This is a genomic window from Curtobacterium sp. Leaf261 (assembly GCF_001422205.1).
Taxonomy (GTDB): Bacteria; Actinomycetota; Actinomycetes; order Actinomycetales; family Microbacteriaceae; genus Curtobacterium.
Genome location: NZ_LMMJ01000008.1, coordinates 236,267 through 252,647, shown reverse-complemented (window position 1 = coordinate 252,647; position 16,381 = coordinate 236,267). Strand labels below are relative to the sequence as shown.

Here is a 16,381-nt window from a genome sequence, read left to right as displayed (position 1 = left end):
GGTGGGGGCGCCGATGCCGCGTTGCGAACAGGGCCGAGCGTACACCCCGGGTGCGCTCATGTCATGACAAAGTTCGCCGCGCCGGTCGCGTCCCGGCGCTGTCGGCGGTCGCTGGGAGCCTTCCGCCATGGAGATCCTCATGCTGTTCGTCGGCCTCGTCGTCGGCGCCCTGGTCGGTGCCCTCGTCGCGTGGTCGCTCGCCAGGGGGCGTTCGGCCGCGTCCGGTGCGACCGCCGAGGCGCTGCGGGGCCAGCTCGAGCGGGCCAGCTCCGACGCTGCCGCGCACGACGCCGACCGCGCGAGGGACCACCAGGAGCGCCTGCAGGCGCAGGACAGCCAGTACCGACGGCAGGTCGAGTCGCTCGAACGACGAGCCGCCGAGCTCGAGCACATCGTGTCGCGGATGCACGGCGCGGAGTCGGCCAGGACCGAGAGCGAGTCGAAGGTCCTCACGGCACTCAGCCCGGTCGCGCAGAGCCTCGACGTCATGCGCGCCAAGGTCGCCGAGCTCGAGCGGGCGCGGGGCGAGCAGTACGGTGCGCTGTCCGCCCAGCTCCGGAGCGCCGCCGAGTCCGAGGAACGACTCCGCTCCACCGCCGAGACCCTCGCGAGCGCCCTCGCCGCGAACAGCACCCGCGGCGTGTGGGGCGAGACGCAGCTCCGCAACGTGGTGGAGGCGGCGGGACTCCTCGAACGGGTGGACTTCGACGTGCAGACCCATGCCACCACGAGCGTGGGCGCCGCGCGTCCCGACATGATCGTGCACCTGCCGGGTGGCAAGACGATCGCGGTGGACGCCAAGGTGCCGTTCACCGCGTACCTCGAGGCGTCGACGATCCCGTCGTCGGCCACCGGCGCCGACGGCGCCCGACGCGCGCAGCTCGTGGACCAGCACGTCAAGGCGCTCCGCGCACACGTCGACGCCCTCGCCGCACGGCAGTACTGGAGCGCCTACGACGGCTCCCCCGAGCTGACGATCGCGTTCATCCCGTCGGAGTCACTCGTCTCGAGCGCACTCGCCGCCGACCCGGGCCTCCTCGACCACGCGTTCCGGAAGCGCGTGGCCCTCGCCTCCCCCGTGACGCTGTGGTCCGTGCTGAAGACGGTGGCGTTCAGCTGGCAGCAGGACGTCGTGACCGAGGAGGCGAAGGACCTCTTCCGGATCTCCCGTGAGCTCTACGGACGGCTGGCGACGATGGCCGGGCACGTCGACAAGCTCGGGCGCTCGATCCGCGGCAGCGTCGTGGACTACAACCGGTTCGTCGGGTCGCTCGAGCGGCAGGTACTGCCGAGTGCCAGGCGGCTGAGCCTGCTCGACGAAACGAAGATGATCGCCGAGCCGGCCAGCGTCGAGGACGAGCCGCGGATGCTCACCGCGCCGGAGCTCGTCGGCGCGCTCGACGACGAGCGCTGAGGTTCGGCCGGCCGCGGGTCGGCTGGCCGCGCCGGGTGTTCAGAACACCCCCGTCCATGCGGAACACCCGGATACACGTGTTCGACGTGGACCCGGGTGTTCAGGACACGGACGTTTGGACGCGGCTCAGAACCACTTCTCGGCGCGGTGGTCCGCCTGCACCCGGCGGACGGTGCCCGAGTGCGAGCGCAGCACGATCGAGTCGGTGTGGATCACGCCGCGGGAACGACGCACGCCGTCGACGAGCACGCCGTCGGTGACGCCCGTCGCGACGAAGAAGGTGTTGTCGCCGGTGACGAGGTCGTCCTGGTCGAGCACCTTGTCGAGGTCGTGGCCGGCGTCGATCGCCCGCTGCCGCTCGTCGTCGTCCTTCGGCTGCAGCTGGCCGAGCAGCACCCCGCCGAGCGCCTTGATCGCGCACGCGGTGATGATGCCTTCCGGGGTCCCACCGACACCCACGCACATGTCGATCTTCGAGCCGGGCATCGCCGCCGAGATACCGCCGGCCACGTCGCCGTCGAGCAGCAGCCGGGTCCCGGCGCCCGAGGCACGGATCTCGCGGATGAGCTCCTCGTGCCGCGGACGGTCGAGGACGGCGATCTGCATGTCCTCGATGTCCTTGTGCTTGGCCTTCGCGAGCGCCCGGATGTTGTCGCCGATCGGCGCGTGCAGGTCGAGGACGTCGCGACCCTCGGCGCCCGCGGCGATCTTGTTCATGTAGAAGACGGCGGACGGGTCGTACATCGATCCGCGGTCCGAGACCGCCATGACGGAGATGGCGTTCTGCCGGCCGGCGGCGGTGAGCGAGGTGCCGTCGATGGGGTCCACCGCGATGTCGCAGGCCGGACCGTGGCCGTTGCCGACGTGCTCGCCGTTGAAGAGCATCGGGGCGTTGTCCTTCTCGCCCTCGCCGATCACGATGACACCGTCGAAGTTCACCGTGCCGAGGAACTTCCGCATCGCGTCGACCGCGGCGCCGTCGGCGAGGTTCTTCTCACCGCGACCGATCCACGGCTGCGCCCGGATCGCCGCCGCCTCCGTCGCTCGGACGAGCTCCATCGCGAGGTTGCGATCGGGCTGCAGGAAGAGGGCGCCGGTTTCCGTCGTAGGGGTCACGCCCCAAGCGTAACGACATGCTCGGGTGCCGCTGACTACGATCGGACCGGACACCACCACCGATCGACGACGACGGCCCGCCGGGTCGCGTCGACGACGTCGGCCCGCCGGGTCACGTCCGCGATCGCGAACGTCGAAGGAGATCCTCAGATGCCCATCGCCACACCGGAGCAGTACGCCGACATGCTCGATCGCGCCAAGAGCGGCAAGTTCGCCTACCCCGCGGTCAACGTCTCGTCGTCGCAGACGATCAACGCCGTGCTCCAGGGCCTGACCGAGGCTGGTTCCGACGGCATCATCCAGGTCACCACGGGCGGTGCGGACTACTTCGCCGGCCAGACCGTCAAGAACCGCGCGGCCGGTGCGCTCGCCATGGCGAAGTTCGCGCACGAGGTCGCCAAGAACTACCCGATCACGGTCGCACTGCACACCGACCACTGCCCGAAGGACGCCCTCGACGGGTTCGTGCTCCCCCTGATCCAGGCGTCGGAGGACGAGGTCCGCGCCGGCCGCGACCCGATCTTCCAGTCGCACATGTGGGACGGCTCGGCGATCCCCCTCGACGAGAACATCGAGATCGCGAAGACCATGCTCGCGAAGACCCGCAACATCAACGCCATCCTCGAGGTCGAGATCGGCGTGGTCGGCGGCGAGGAGGACGGCGTGGAGCACGAGGGCACCAACGACGCGCTCTACACCACCCTCGGCGACGTCGAGAAGGCCGTCGAGGCACTCGGGCTCGGTGACCAGGGCCGCTGGATCTCCGCACTCACCTTCGGCAACGTGCACGGTGTGTACAAGCCCGGCAACGTCAAGCTCCGCCCCGACCTCCTCGGCGAGATCCAGGCCGGCATCGCGAAGGAGTACGACAAGGGCGAGAACCCGCTCGACCTCGTGTTCCACGGCGGCTCCGGGTCGACCGACGACGAGATCCACGAGGCGGTGCGGAACGGCGTCATCAAGATGAACATCGACACCGACACCCAGTACGCGTTCACGCGCGACATCGCCGATTCGATGTTCACCAACTACGCCGGCGTCCTGAAGCTCGACGGCGAGGTCGGCAACAAGAAGCAGTACGACCCGCGCGCCTGGGGCAAGAAGGCGGAGACGGCGATGGCCGCCCGCGTGGTCGAGGCGACGAAGGTCCTCGGCAGCGCCGGCCACTCGCAGAGCTAGCCGCCCCGAGCTGCACCTCGGGCCCTCGGCCCGGATCACCCCACTCCTGACGCATCACCCCCCTGCCCACCGGGGGTGTCATGCGGCAGGAGTGGGGTGATCTCGTTCCGGGGCCGTGCCACGATGGTCGGATGACCGACACCACCGCCGCGTACGTCGCCGACCTCAGCTCGTTCATCGAGGGCGCGCCGACGCCGTTCCACGCGGTGGCGCAGGTGGCGATCCGGCTCCGGCATGCCGACTTCACGGAGCTGTCCGAGCTCGATGCCTGGCCGGTCGGAGCCGGGTCGTACTTCGTCGTGCGCGACGGCGCCGTGATCGCCTGGCGCCAGCCGGAGGCGGCCACGGCGATCACCCCGTTCCGCATCGTCGGCGCGCACACCGACTCCCCGACGTTCCGCCTCAAGCCGAACGCGCAGACCACCGCGAGCGGCTGGAGCCAGCTCAACGTCGAGGTCTACGGCGGTCCGATCCTGTCGACCTGGTTCGACCGCGACCTGGCGATCGCCGGCCGCGTCGTCCGGGCGGACGGCACGTCGGGGCTCGTGGAAACCGGTGCGGTCTGCCGGATCCCGAACCTCGCGATCCACCTGGACCGGGGTGCGAACGAGGGGGCCGTCATCGACCGGCAGCGGCACCTGCTCCCGATCGTCGGGACGGACGGTGCCGGCGATGTCCTGGGTGCGCTGCGCGGGCTCGCCGGCGTGCGCGACGGCGAGGTGGTCGGCTGGGACCTCGTGCTCGCGGACACCCAGGCACCGGCACGGATCGGCATGCGGGACGAGTTCCTCGCGGCCGGTCGGATGGACAACCTGACGAGCGTGCACGCGTCCGTCCGGGCTCTCGTCGGAGCGCCGACCGACGGCGGCCACATCCCCGTGCTCGCGGCGTTCGACCACGAGGAGGTCGGCTCGTCGACACCGTCCGGCGCGGGTGGACCGTTCCTCGAGGACGTGCTGCACCGCATCCACGACGGCCTCGGGGCCACGGTGTCCGAGGCCGCGCGGTCGTTCCGGGCATCGTGGCTGCTGTCGAGCGACGCCGGACACCTCGTGCACCCGAACTTCCCGGAGAAGCACGACCCCACGAACCGTCCGCGCCCTGGCGGCGGTCCGCTCCTCAAGATCAACGCGAACCAGCGCTACGCGACCGACGCGGCCGGCGAGGTGATGTGGGCCTCCGTGTGCGCCGCGGCCGGAGTGTCGTACCAGCCGTACGTCAACCCGAACACGATCCCCGGCGGCTCGACGATCGGACCGATCGCCGCGACCAGGCTCGGGATCCCGACGGTGGACATCGGTGTCGGACTGCTGTCGATGCACTCGGTGCGCGAGCTCGTGCACATCGACGACGTGGCGGCGCTCGGTCGTGCGGCGGCGGCGTTCCTGGCGGGCTGAGCGCGGTGGCTACGCACCGCCGCGGTGCGTCACGATCCAGCTGACGAACGCGGGGTCGTGCATGACCACGACGACGTAGACGATCGTCGTCACTGCTCCGGCGAGCGCGCCGGCGGCGAGCGGGACCCAGAACGTGACCTGGCGCCGACGCAGACGCACGATCGAGAGCCAGAGCGCCGCCGCGAAGAGCACTGCGCCGACGACGGCCGACAGCACGGTCGCCGGGACGAGTGCCTGCGGGTCCTCGAGCGCGACGTAGCGCTCCTCGATCTGCCGGGCGACCTGCGAGGCGACGTTCCCGATCCCGACGAGCTGCTGCAGGACCGTGGTCAGGCCGAACACGAGCAGCAGCACGGTGATCATCAGGTCACCGGGGGACGCGCCGTAGGGCGATCGCGCCGCGCCGGGGCGCGCTCGGTCGGAGCGCGGCTGGTCCGGTCGTCGCGGGTCCGGATGCGGCGGAGTGCCGCGGTTCCGGCCGGGAGGCACGGATCGCGTCGCACGCGCACGTGCGGCCTCGAGCGCGGCCAGTTCACGACGCTGTTCGGCCGCAGCCCGCTCGCGACGCTGCCGCTCGACCTCGGCCGGGTTGACCCAGCCCTCCGGGGCGTACTCGCCGTACCGCGGCGCCGGGCGACCGATCGGACGACCGTCGGCCGACAGGGCGGGCGCGTGGCGGGCCTCCCGTCCGTCCGTCGTCCCCGTCTGCGGGACCGGCGGCTGCTGAGCCGGCGGCTGCTGAGCCGGCGGCTGCTGCGGGAGCGGGACCTCGTGCGGGTCGGTCACCGGTTGCGACCGCCGAGTGCGCGCGTCGGCTGGCCGGCGGCGTCGGTACGGAGCTCCTTGGGGAGGGAGAACATCAGGTCCTCGTGGGCAGTGACGACCTCTTCGACCGTGGCGTACCCGGCGTCGCTGAGCTGTTCGAGGACCTCGCGCACGAGGACCTCGGGGACGGACGCGCCGGAGGTGACCCCGACCGTCGCGACGCCCTCGAGCCACTCCTGGCGGATCTCCTCGGCGTAGTCGACGCGGTGCGCGGCCTTCGCGCCGTGCTCGAGGGCGACCTCGACGAGGCGGACGCTGTTCGAGGAGTTCGCGGACCCGACCACGATCACGAGGTCGGCGTCGACGGCGACCTTCTTGATCGAGACCTGGCGGTTCTGGGTGGCGTAGCAGATGTCGTCGGAGGGCGGGTTCTCGATGGCGGGGAACTTCTCGCGGAGCAGACGGACCGTCTCCATGGTCTCGTCGACGCTCAGGGTGGTCTGCGAGAGCCACACGAGGTTGTCGGGGTCGGGCACCTCGAGCGCCGCCACGTCATCCGGGCCGTTGACGAGGATCGTCCGCTCGGGGGCGTGCCCCATGGTGCCCTCGACCTCCTCGTGCCCGGCGTGGCCGATGAGGATGATGGTCCGCTCGGCCCTGGCGAACCGGACGGCCTCGCGGTGCACCTTCGTGACGAGGGGACACGTGGCGTCGATGGCCTGGAGATCGCGGTCCGCGGCCCCCTTGACCACGGCGGGTGAGACACCGTGGGCGCTGAACACGACGTGGGACCCCTCGGGGATCTCGTCGACCTCGTCCACGAAGATCGCGCCCTGCTGCTCGAGCGTCGACACCACGTGGACGTTGTGGACGATCTGCTTACGCACGTAGACGGGCTCGCCGTACTGCTCGAGCGCCTTCTCGACGGCGACCACCGCGCGGTCGACACCGGCGCAGTACCCGCGGGGTGCCGCGAGCAGCACCTTCCGCTCGCCGGACCCCTGGACCGGGTGCAGTCGCCCCCGTGCCGCCGGCAGCCGCGGAGCCGCGAGCTGCACGCGCTGTCCGTTGGTGATGGTCACCCCTCGATTGTAGGCGGGCGGGTCGCGCGGCTCCTGGGCGCGTCCGCGTTCTCGTCGGTGGGCGTTCTCGTCGGTGGGCTCGTCGGTGGGCTCGTCGACGTTCTCGTCCGTGGGCTCGTCGGCGTGCCGATGTCGCCGATGTGCGGCAGGATCGATGGTCCGGCGACAGACACAGGAGCACGAGATGGCGATCGACCAGGGACCCCCGACCGCGGACAACCCGTGGCCCGTCGCCCTGCTCGGCGCCAAGATGCGGGACTGGATCGACCGACTCGGCACCGCGTGGGTCGAGGGTGAGATCACGCAGTGGAACGTCGCCGGGGGGAACGTCTACGGCAAGCTCAAGGACGTCGAGGTCGATGCGACGGTGTCCTTCTCGATCTGGTCGAGCGTGCGGGCCCGCGTGCCGTCCGACCTCCGTCAGGGTGCGCGCGTGGTGGCCGCCGTCAAGCCGAACTACTGGGTCAAGGGCGGCACGCTCACCATGCAGGTCGTCGAGATGAAGCACGTCGGCCTCGGGGACCTGCTGGAGCGTCTCGAACGACTCCGGGCGACCCTGGCCGCCGAGGGCCTGTTCGACCCGGCCCGCAAGCGACCGCTGCCGTTCCTCCCGCATCGCATCGGACTCGTGACGGGGCGGGACTCCGACGCCGAGAAGGACGTCCTGCGGAACGCACAGCTCCGCTGGCCGCAGGTGGAGTTCCGGACGGTGCACGCTGCCGTGCAGGGCGATCGGGCGGTCGCCGAGGTCACCGCGGCGATCCAGGAGCTCGACGCCGACCCGGACGTCGACGTCATCATCGTCGCGCGCGGCGGCGGCGACTTCCAGAACCTGCTCGGCTTCAGCGACGAAGGACTGGTCCGCGCCGCTGCGGCAGCCACCACACCGATCGTGTCGGCGATCGGGCACGAGGCCGACCGACCGCTCCTCGACGAGGTGGCCGACCTCCGCGCATCCACCCCGACGGATGCGGCCAAGCGCGTCGTGCCGGACGTGGCCGACGAGCTCGCGAACGTCCGACAGGCCCGAGCGCGCCTCGGTCTGCGGCTCTCGCACACGCTCTCGGTGGAGGCAGACCGCATCGCGGCACTCCGCTCCCGGCCCGCGCTCGCGTCGACCGCCTGGCTCGTGGACACCCGGGCCGAGGAGCTCGCCCGCGACCTCTCCCGCTCCCGCGAACTCCTGGAGCGCCGACTGGAGCGCGGGCATGCCGAGGTCGGCCACCTGACCGGACGCCTCCGTGCGCTCTCGCCGCGGGACACGCTCCGACGCGGGTACGCCATCGTGCAGCGGCCGGACGGCACCGTCGTGCGGTCCTCGGCTGACGTGGCGACGCCGACCGAAGTCCGGGTGACGCTCGGTGCCGGGACCGCCGCCGGGACGATCACCGCCGACGGCGCCGGTCCCGGCGGGACGGACCCCGTCGCCGACGACGCCACCGCCGCCGCGTAGTCGGGCGGCGACCCCCGCCACCGCCGCGGAGTCGGTCGGCGACCCCGCGCGCGTGGTCGGACCCTGTTCGCCACAGGCGCTCGTGGCGGTTCTCCACAGGCGCTCCGCACGGGTGGAGCGTCGGGTGCTGCTCGGTAGAATCGTGGGGTGCCTGACATCGACAAGCCGGAGACCGACGTCGCGACGCTGAGCTACGAGGCGGCGCGTGACGAACTCGTGCGGGTCGTCGGCGAGCTCGAGCAGGGCTCGGCGACGCTCGAACGATCGCTCGCCCTCTGGGAACGCGGTGAGCTGCTGGCCGCCCGGTGCGAGGAATGGCTCGTCGGGGCTCGCGAGCGCCTCGACGCGGCGCGGACCGCCTCGGACGGCCGACAGGGTGAGGGTCCGGCTGCGGGGGCCGGATCGTGACCGATGCTGACGGTCGCCCGATCGTCGCCGAGCTCGGCCGACCGGAGACCGCTGAGGAGACGCGGATCCGCAAGGACGCCAACCGGCGGGCGCACCGAGCACACCAGACCATGACGAACCTCGTGCTCGCGCTCGTCGCATCGCTCGGGATCGTCCTGTTCCTCGTCGCGGTGGTCGTCCGTCCGGACCAGAGCACCCGCGCCGCGGTCGACTACCGGTCCGTCGCTGCCGACGCCCAGGTCCCCGGGGTCACGATCGCCGCCCCGGAACTGCCTGCCGGGTACAGCTCGAACCGTGCCGACTACCAGGACGACCCGTCGGACGGCGTGCCGGTCTGGACCGTGGGGTTCCTGACACCGGACAAGGAGTACATCGGCCTGCAGCAGGGCATCAAGGCGAACCCGACGTGGGTGTCGAACGCCATGGAGCAGAAGACCGCGACCGGGTCCAGGACGATCGACGGCACGAAGTGGACCGTGTACGACCGTCGGAGCGAGGGCTCGTCCGCCGGCAACCACGAGTACTCGCTCGTGGGGAAGTTCGGGACGAGCACCATCGTCCTGAGCGGCACCGCGGACCAGGCGTCGTTCCGGACCCTGGCAACGCGGGTCGCAGCGCAACAGGACGGCTAGCGCACTGCGCCGGAACAGTGACACCTCGGAACAGTGACACCCAGGAGCAGTGACACCCAGGAGCAGCGACGCCCCGGGGGTCGACCACAGCGTCTCCGGCGTGGACATGTCCTCGCACGCACCCTCCCCTGACACCAGACCAGCACCCCGAGCACCACCCGAGCAGCACCCGACCCGAGCAGCACCCGACCCGAGCAGCAGGAGAACGATGACCGACCGCGCCGCGTCCACGCCAGCCGAGGCACTCCGTCTCCTGACCGAGGGGAACGCCCGCTTCGCCGCGGATCGTCGCCGTGTGGGGCGGACGGACCCGGAGCGTCGGACGGAGCTCGCCGACGCCCAGGCCCCCTTCGCGACGGTGCTCGGCTGCTCGGACAGCCGCGTGCCGTTCGAGCACGTGTTCGACGCCGGCATCGGTGACGTCTTCGCGATCCGGAACGCTGGGCAGATCGCCGACGAGGTCGTGCTCGGCTCGATCGAGTTCGCCGTCGTCGCACTCGGCACCCCCCTCGTCGTGGTGCTCCGACACACGCTCTGCGGGGCGGTCAAGGCGGCGAGGTCCGGCGAACCCGTTCCCGCACCGCACCTGCAGGCCCTCGTCGACGCGATCGCGCCGAGTGTGGAACGGGTCAGGGCGACCGATCCCGGCGTCGAGCAGGAAGCGGTGGGAGCGGCGCACCTCGAGGCGACGATGCGCACGATCCTCGAGCGCTCCGGTGCCGTGTCCGACGCGATCGCCGAGGGCCGGCTCGCCGTCGTCGGCGCGACGTACGACCTGGCCTCCGGGCTCGTCACCGTCGACACGGTCGTGGGGGACGCCGGAGTCGGCTCCGGGGACACCGGTGTCGCCCCCGGAGCGGTCTGACCACACGGTTCCCGACACCGAGTGGTGCCAGGATGTCCGAGGGCTCACGGCCAACGCACCCAGCATCACCGCACGACGGCCTGCCAAGCTCGAACACAGCACACCCAGCCGCACGACGGCACGACAAGGAGAGGACCACGACGACGTGACCGACACCACCGACCCCACCACGACGACCGCAGCGGAGGCCGCTGCGAGCGGCCACCGGATCGAGCACGACACCATGGGCGAGGTCCGGGTGCCGGCGTCGGCCCTGTACCGCGCGCAGACCCAGCGTGCCGTCGAGAACTTCCCGATCTCCGGAAGCGGGCTCGAGCCAGCCCAGATCGTCGCGCTCGCCAGGATCAAGCGTGCGGCGGCCATCGTGAACGGCGAGCTCGGCATCCTCGACCAGGCGGTGGCGGATGCGATCGTCGGTGCTGCCGACACGATCATCGGCGGTGACCACCACGACCAGTTCCCGGTGGACGTCTACCAGACGGGCAGCGGGACGTCCTCGAACATGAACATGAACGAGGTGCTCGCGACCCTCGCCTCGACCGAGTCGCTCCCCGTGCACCCGAACGACCACGTGAACGCGTCGCAGTCCTCGAACGACGTCTTCCCGACGTCGGTGCACGTCGCCGTGACCGCGGCGCTCCTCCACGACCTCGTCCCCGCACTCGACCACCTCGCGACGGCACTCGAGGGGAAGCGGGACCGGTGGGCCGACGCCGTGAAGTCCGGCCGTACCCACCTGATGGACGCCACCCCGGTCACGCTCGGCCAGGAGTTCGGCGGCTACGCTCGGCAGATCCGACTGGGCATCGAGCGCGTGCAGGCGACGATCGGCCGCGTGGCCGAGGTCCCGCTCGGTGGTACCGCGGTCGGCACGGGCATCAACACCCCCGCGGGCTTCCCGCAGCGGGTCATCGCGCAGCTCGCCAGCGACACCGAGCTGCCGATCACCGAGGCGCTCGACCACTTCGAGGCGCAGGGTGCCCGCGACGGACTCGTCGAGGCGTCCGGGGCCCTCCGCGTGCTCGCCGTGAGCCTCACCAAGATCAACAACGACCTGCGGTGGATGGGCTCCGGTCCGAACACCGGCCTGGGCGAACTGCACATCCCCGATCTGCAGCCCGGCTCGTCGATCATGCCCGGCAAGGTCAACCCGGTCATCCCGGAGGCCGTGCTCATGGTGTCGGCGCGCGTGATCGGCAACGACGCCACGGTGGCATGGGCCGGGGCATCCGGTGCGTTCGAGCTCAACGTCGCGATCCCGGTGATGGGCACCGCGCTGCTCGAGTCGATCCGTCTGCTCGCGAACAGCACCCGCGCGCTCGCGGACAAGACCGTGGACGGGCTCGAGGCGAACCTCGAACGCGCGCGGGCTCTCGCCGAGTCCTCGCCCGCGATCGTCACGCCGCTCAACCGGGTCATCGGGTACGAGGCCGCCGCGAAGGTCGCCAAGTACGCCGTCGCGGAGTCCGTCACCGTGCGGGAGGCCGTGATCGCCCTCGGGTTCGTCGAGCGCGGCGAGGTAACCGAGCAGCAGCTCGACAGCGCCCTGGACGTCCTGAGCATGACGCACCCGGGCTGACCCCGACGTCGACATCGACTCCGACGTCCTGAGCATGGCGCACCCGGGCTGACCCCGGATCACACTGAGGTGCTCGGGCGGCCGCAAGTCCCCACCGTGGCGACCGCCCGAGCGTGCGCACCGGCAACCGGACGGTGGCCGTCCCCAGAGCCGGATCCGGTCGTCGGTGCGCATGGATCAAGAGTGCCGGGCTGCGGGGCGGAACCGACCCGTCCCTCCAGTCCGTGTGGATGACTGACGGCGCGAGCCGGCCTGTGCAGGACGAGCCCGCCCCAGCCCCGGCCCACGCCCCCGGCCCCCGGCACCCGCATGAGAAGTGCCCATCTGTCGGGCCCGGCTTCCGAGCCGACAGATGGGCACTTCTCAACGCCACGGGCAAGCGAACGGGCAAGCGAACCCGCGCGCGGCGCGACCCGCGCGGCGCGACCCGCGCGGCGCGACCCCGGGCGCGGCGCGACCCCCGCGCCTTACACGAGGTCGGGCGAGTCCAGCAGGTCCGTCACCAGCGCGGCGATCGCGGAGCGCTCCGACCGTGTCAGCGTCACGTGTGCGAATAGCGGGTGCCCCTTCAGACGCTCGATCACGCTCGCGACACCGTCGTGCCGACCGACCCGCAGGTTGTCGCGCTGGGCGACGTCGTGCGTCAGGACCACCCGCGAGTTCTGCCCGATCCGCGAGAGCATCGTGAGCAGGACGTTGCGCTCGAGCGACTGCGCCTCGTCCACGATCACGAAGGCGTCGTGCAGGGACCGACCACGGATGTGGGTGAGGGGCAGGACCTCGAGCATGCCGCGCTCGACGACCTCCTCGAGCACGTTGTCCGAGACGAGCGCCCCGAGCGTGTCGAACACCGCCTGCGCCCACGGGTTCATCTTCTCGTTCGCGTCCCCCGGCAGGAACCCGAGCTCCTGGCCGCCCACCGCGTAGAGCGGTCGGAACACCATGATCTTCTTGTGCTGCTGCCGTTCGAGCACGGCCTCGAGCCCGGCGCACAGTGCGAGTGCCGACTTGCCGGTCCCGGCGCTGCCGCCGAGGGAGACGATCCCGATCTCCGGGTCCATCAGCGCATCGATCGCGAGTCGCTGCTCGGCCGATCGTCCGCGGAGGCCGAACACCTCGCGGTCGCCGCGGACCAGGGCGACCGCGCCCTTGGTGTGCACGCGACCGAGTGCCGACCCGCGCTCGGAGTGGATGACGACCCCGGTGTTCACCGGGACGTCGTCGAGGCCGGTGGCGCGGACCTCCTCGTGCTCGTACAGGGCTGCCATCTGGTCGCCGGAGATCTCGAGGTTCGTGATGCCCGTGTAGCCGGAGTCGACGGCGAGCTCGGCGCGGTACTCCTCCGCCGCCAACCCGATCGAGGACGCCTTGACGCGGAGGGGCATGTCCTTCGAGACGACGACGACGTCGAGGCCGTCGTTCGACAGGTTCGACGCGACCGCGAGGATCCGAGAATCGTTGTCGCCGAGCTGGAGCCCGGACGGCAGGACCGCCATGTTCGAGTGGTTGAGCTCCACACGCAGGGACCCACCGTCGCCGATCGGGATCGGGAAGTCGAGTCGCTCGTGCTCGACGCGGAGCTGGTCGAGGATCCGGAGGGCCTGCCGGGCGAAGTACCCGATCTCGGGGTCGTTCCGCTTGGACTCCAGCTCGCTGACGACGACGATCGGCAAGACCACCGCGTGCTCGGCGAACCGGAACATCGCGCGCGGATCGCTCAGCAGGACCGATGTGTCGAGCACGTAGGTGCGCTCCGTCGTCGGGACCCCGGCCCCGGCGGAAGCGGACGTGTCCACGACCCGTCGTGTGGATGCCGAACCGGCCGGTGTCGAACCGACGGCATCCGTGGTGGACGTTTCGCGGGAGACGTTCTGAGAGGTCACGACCACTCCATCCCCGGGCCGCGCTCGGCCCGGTCCATGTCCTACGGAACGGCCACTGAGCAAGATCCGCGTGAGCAGATCACCTGGGTCGCGAAGCTCCATCTGTGGCCGCCTCGACCGAGCACTGTGCTCGATGCGGCAAAGCTACGACCGCCCACCGACACCCAGGGGACCGACACGCCACGACCTGAGTTACGGTCACGTGAACGATGTCGACGCCGGGGTGTGCCGGGGCGACTCACACCACGCTGCGCGCATGGCAGCGTGATCGGCGCATCGCACCCACGATCGAAGACGGCGCGATGCGTCAACACCGATGCCACACCGTCCGGCCCCGCCCGGCCCCGCCCCGCACCGCGCCCGCTGCCCCGCGCCGGCGCAACCCAGCCCCGCGCCCGCTGCAGCCCCGCGCCTCAGCTCATCGTCGCGAAGGACACCAGCGCGTCCCGCAGCATCCCGAGCGTCTCATCCGTCGTCGACGCGAACACCGACACGCGGACGGTCCCGGTGCGCGTGGTGACTGTCACGCCGTGGTTGTGCAGCGACGCGGTCAGGGCCGTGAGACGCCCCTCGGCCGGCCGGAGCACCACGATCCCCCCGCGCTCCCGCGGGTCCCTCGACGACTCGACCGCGACACCGAACTCGTCCGCCAGGGCGAACACACGCTCGACGCGCTCGGCGACCCGTGCCTCGACGGCGCCGACCCCGACACCGGCCAACGACTCGAGTGCGACCGCCAGCCGCGCCTGGGAAACCGGGTCCACGCGGCTCATCTGGTAGCCGGCCGCACCGGGGAGGACACTCGGCACCTCGCCGGGTGCACCGCTCGTGCCCATCGGCCCGGAGAGCGCGGGGTGCAGTCGCTCCAGTGCGCGGTCGCTGAACGCGAGGAAGCCGGTGCCCCAGCCCGCGTGCAACCACTTCTGGCCGCCGGTCGCCACGACGTCCGCGAGCTCGTAGGGCACGTCGACGACGCCGAAACCCTGGATCGCGTCGAGCACGAGCAGCCGGTCGCCGATGACGTCGCGGACAGCCTCGAGGTCGATCCGGTACCCGGTCCGCCAGTCGACGAGGCTCACCGCGACCGCCGCGACGTCGTCGGTCAGCCGCGATGCGATGAGGTCCGGGGTGAGCCAGCCCGCGCCGGACTCGATCACGACGGGATGCATCCGTCCGCTCGCGGCCGATGCGCTCGCGAGCGCGAGTGTCAGCGACGGGTACTCGTCCGCCGCGACGAGGACGCCGCCCGTGAGCCCGAACGCGGTGTGCAGGAGCCCCGGGGTCGTCGCGGTCTGCGAGACGACCTGGTCCTCGCGCCGCCCGGTGAGGCGCGCGGCCACCGTCCGGAGTCGGATGTCCTGCTCGTCGAGCACGTCCATCACGCCGAACCGGACGTGCTGCTGGTAGGTCCCGAGGACGCGCTGCTCCTCGAGCACCGCGGTCTGGACGGGTCCGAACGCGGCGTGGTCGAGGTACCCGGGCTCCTCCGCGAAACCAGCGGCGTACTCGTCGATGCTCGTCACGGTGGGTGGGCCTTTCGTCGCGTGGGACGGACCGTCGATCGACCCCCGAGTCGACGATCCATGCCCTCACATGGACATGAGGGACAACAGAGCATACCGACTGGCGGTCGGCGACGCGTACCGCGGGCCGGACCGGACACCGGAACACGCACCGGATGCGCCCGCGGGACGGGCACGACCCGCATCGGACTGGAGGGACGGTGCGGGCTGGCACCGTCCCTCCAGTCCGTCTGTCGGTCCGTCCACGCGCCGGTGACGCCGGGTCAGTTGCCGAAGCGCCGCGACCGCAGACCGAAGTCGCGCACCGCGCGGAGGAAGTCGACCTCGCGGAGATCGGGGTAGAAGGCCTCGACGAAGTAGAACTCGCTGTGCGCGCTCTGCCACAGCATGAAGTCGGACAGGCGCTGCTCCCCCGAGGTCCGGATCACGAGGTCCGGGTCCGGCTGGCCCTGCGTGTAGAGGTGGTCGCCGATGAGCTCCGGCGTGAGCACCTCGGCGAGGTCGTCGAGCGTCCCTCCGCCAGCGCCGTGCGCGCGGACGATGCTCCGCATGGCGTCCGCGATCTCACGACGTCCGCCGTACCCGACGGCGAGGTTCACGTGCAGCCCGGCGTGGTCCGCGGTGGATCGCTCGGCGGCCTCGAGCGCGGTGACGAGGGGTTCGGGCAGGCCGTCGTTCGACCCGACGTGCTGGACCCGCCACGCGCGGTGGCGTCCGAGTGCCGCCGCGAGCTCGGCGATGATCGCGGTGAGTTCCTCGAGTTCGTCCGAGTGTCGTCCGGTGAGGTTGTCGGCGGACAGCAGGTAGAGCGTCACCACCTCGATGCCCAGGTCGTCGCACCAGGCGAGGAACTCCGGGATCTTCGCCGCCCCGGCGCGGTGTCCGTGCGCAGCGGTCTCGAGGCCGAGCTGCTTGGCCCAGCGCCGGTTGCCGTCGACGATCATCGCGACGTGCTTCGGCATCACCGCACCGGCGAGCTGCTTCCGGATCCGACGCTGGTACGCGCGGTACAGCAGCCCTCGCCCTGTCCCACCGACCCCGTCGACCACCCGCCAACGGTAGCGCTGATCCGCTGGGAACCATGC

General features: G+C 71.3%; 14 protein-coding genes. 8 read left to right on the top strand and 6 right to left on the bottom strand.

Going from position 1 to position 16,381, the window contains the following annotated elements; translation table 11 throughout:
- Nucleotides 1–127: 127 nt before the first annotated feature.
- Nucleotides 128–1,414 (top strand): DNA recombination protein RmuC, encoded by a 1,287-nt coding sequence (locus ASF23_RS09390; protein ID WP_055952216.1) that lies wholly within the window; start codon nt 128–130, stop codon nt 1,412–1,414.
- 126 nt (nt 1,415–1,540) lie between these two features.
- Here the strand turns inward: ASF23_RS09390 and glpX are convergent, their stop codons facing one another.
- Nucleotides 1,541–2,473: a class II fructose-bisphosphatase gene (glpX, locus tag ASF23_RS09385; RefSeq protein ID WP_055952214.1), complete on the bottom strand. Its 933-nt coding sequence runs from the start codon at nt 2,471–2,473 to the stop codon at nt 1,541–1,543.
- Between the two features lie 207 nt (nt 2,474–2,680).
- Here glpX and fbaA point away from each other — a divergent pair, with 207 nt between their 5' ends.
- Together fbaA and ASF23_RS09375 are read left to right on the top strand one after the other, a co-directional pair.
- Nucleotides 2,681–3,709, top strand: coding sequence for a class II fructose-bisphosphate aldolase (fbaA, locus tag ASF23_RS09380; RefSeq protein ID WP_055952210.1), 1,029 nt, complete (start codon nt 2,681–2,683; stop codon nt 3,707–3,709).
- 131 nt (nt 3,710–3,840) lie between these two features.
- Nucleotides 3,841–5,106 (top strand): M18 family aminopeptidase, encoded by a 1,266-nt coding sequence (locus ASF23_RS09375; protein WP_055952208.1) that lies wholly within the window; start codon nt 3,841–3,843, stop codon nt 5,104–5,106.
- 9 nt (nt 5,107–5,115) lie between these two features.
- Here the strand turns inward: ASF23_RS09375 and ASF23_RS09370 are convergent, their stop codons facing one another.
- Together ASF23_RS09370 and ASF23_RS09365 are read right to left on the bottom strand one after the other, a co-directional pair.
- Nucleotides 5,116–5,892 carry a DUF6264 family protein gene (locus ASF23_RS09370; protein ID WP_055952205.1) on the bottom strand — a complete coding sequence of 259 codons (777 nt, stop codon included), beginning with the start codon at nt 5,890–5,892 and terminating at the stop codon, nt 5,116–5,118.
- The gene (locus tag ASF23_RS09365; RefSeq protein WP_082474052.1) at nt 5,889–6,953 is read right to left on the bottom strand and encodes a 4-hydroxy-3-methylbut-2-enyl diphosphate reductase; all 1,065 of its coding nucleotides are present in this window, start codon (nt 6,951–6,953) and stop codon (nt 5,889–5,891) included. Before ASF23_RS09365 ends, ASF23_RS09370 begins: the two co-directional genes overlap by 4 nt.
- A gap of 184 nt (nt 6,954–7,137) precedes the next feature.
- Here ASF23_RS09365 and xseA point away from each other — a divergent pair, with 184 nt between their 5' ends.
- From xseA to ASF23_RS09340, 5 genes are all read left to right on the top strand, one after another.
- On the top strand, nt 7,138–8,406 hold the full coding sequence (xseA, locus tag ASF23_RS09360; RefSeq protein ID WP_156364419.1) for an exodeoxyribonuclease VII large subunit: 1,269 nt from the start codon (nt 7,138–7,140) through the stop codon (nt 8,404–8,406).
- 147 nt (nt 8,407–8,553) lie between these two features.
- Nucleotides 8,554–8,814: an exodeoxyribonuclease VII small subunit gene (locus tag ASF23_RS09355; protein ID WP_442855020.1), complete on the top strand. Its 261-nt coding sequence runs from the start codon at nt 8,554–8,556 to the stop codon at nt 8,812–8,814.
- Nucleotides 8,811–9,446 carry a DUF4245 domain-containing protein gene (locus ASF23_RS09350; protein ID WP_055952202.1) on the top strand — a complete coding sequence of 212 codons (636 nt, stop codon included), beginning with the start codon at nt 8,811–8,813 and terminating at the stop codon, nt 9,444–9,446. Before ASF23_RS09355 ends, ASF23_RS09350 begins: the two co-directional genes overlap by 4 nt.
- Before the next feature lie 208 nt (nt 9,447–9,654).
- Nucleotides 9,655–10,311, top strand: coding sequence for a carbonic anhydrase (locus tag ASF23_RS09345; protein ID WP_055952199.1), 657 nt, complete (start codon nt 9,655–9,657; stop codon nt 10,309–10,311).
- A 145-nt stretch (nt 10,312–10,456) separates the two neighbouring features.
- Nucleotides 10,457–11,890, top strand: coding sequence for a class II fumarate hydratase (locus tag ASF23_RS09340; protein ID WP_082473991.1), 1,434 nt, complete (start codon nt 10,457–10,459; stop codon nt 11,888–11,890).
- A 467-nt stretch (nt 11,891–12,357) separates the two neighbouring features.
- On the opposite strand, the gene ASF23_RS09335 is transcribed toward ASF23_RS09340, so the two are convergent.
- The 3 genes from ASF23_RS09335 to ASF23_RS09325 all read right to left on the bottom strand — a co-directional run bounded on the left by ASF23_RS09335 (nt 12,358) and on the right by ASF23_RS09325 (nt 16,345).
- Entirely contained in the window at nt 12,358–13,686 is a 1,329-nt protein-coding gene (locus ASF23_RS09335; RefSeq protein ID WP_055953148.1) for a PhoH family protein, read from the bottom strand.
- Between the two features lie 500 nt (nt 13,687–14,186).
- Nucleotides 14,187–15,296 carry an aminotransferase class V-fold PLP-dependent enzyme gene (locus ASF23_RS09330; protein WP_082473990.1) on the bottom strand — a complete coding sequence of 370 codons (1,110 nt, stop codon included), beginning with the start codon at nt 15,294–15,296 and terminating at the stop codon, nt 14,187–14,189.
- Between the two features lie 263 nt (nt 15,297–15,559).
- Entirely contained in the window at nt 15,560–16,345 is a 786-nt protein-coding gene (locus tag ASF23_RS09325; RefSeq protein ID WP_055952196.1) for an isoprenyl transferase, read from the bottom strand.
- Between the last annotated feature and the right edge of the window lie 36 nt (nt 16,346–16,381).

What these genes read in the sequence shown, in the direction of transcription:
- ASF23_RS09390 (WP_055952216.1), top strand. Translation starts at nt 128, where the DNA reads ATGGAGATCCTCATGCTGTTCGTCGGCCTCGTCGTCGGCGCCCTGGTC.
- glpX (WP_055952214.1), bottom strand. Translation starts at nt 2,473, where the DNA reads ATGGAGCTCGTCCGAGCGACGGAGGCGGCGGCGATCCGGGCGCAGCCG.
- fbaA (WP_055952210.1), top strand. Translation starts at nt 2,681, where the DNA reads ATGCCCATCGCCACACCGGAGCAGTACGCCGACATGCTCGATCGCGCC.
- ASF23_RS09375 (WP_055952208.1), top strand. Translation starts at nt 3,841, where the DNA reads ATGACCGACACCACCGCCGCGTACGTCGCCGACCTCAGCTCGTTCATC.
- xseA (WP_156364419.1), top strand. Translation starts at nt 7,138, where the DNA reads ATGGCGATCGACCAGGGACCCCCGACCGCGGACAACCCGTGGCCCGTC.
- ASF23_RS09345 (WP_055952199.1), top strand. Translation starts at nt 9,655, where the DNA reads ATGACCGACCGCGCCGCGTCCACGCCAGCCGAGGCACTCCGTCTCCTG.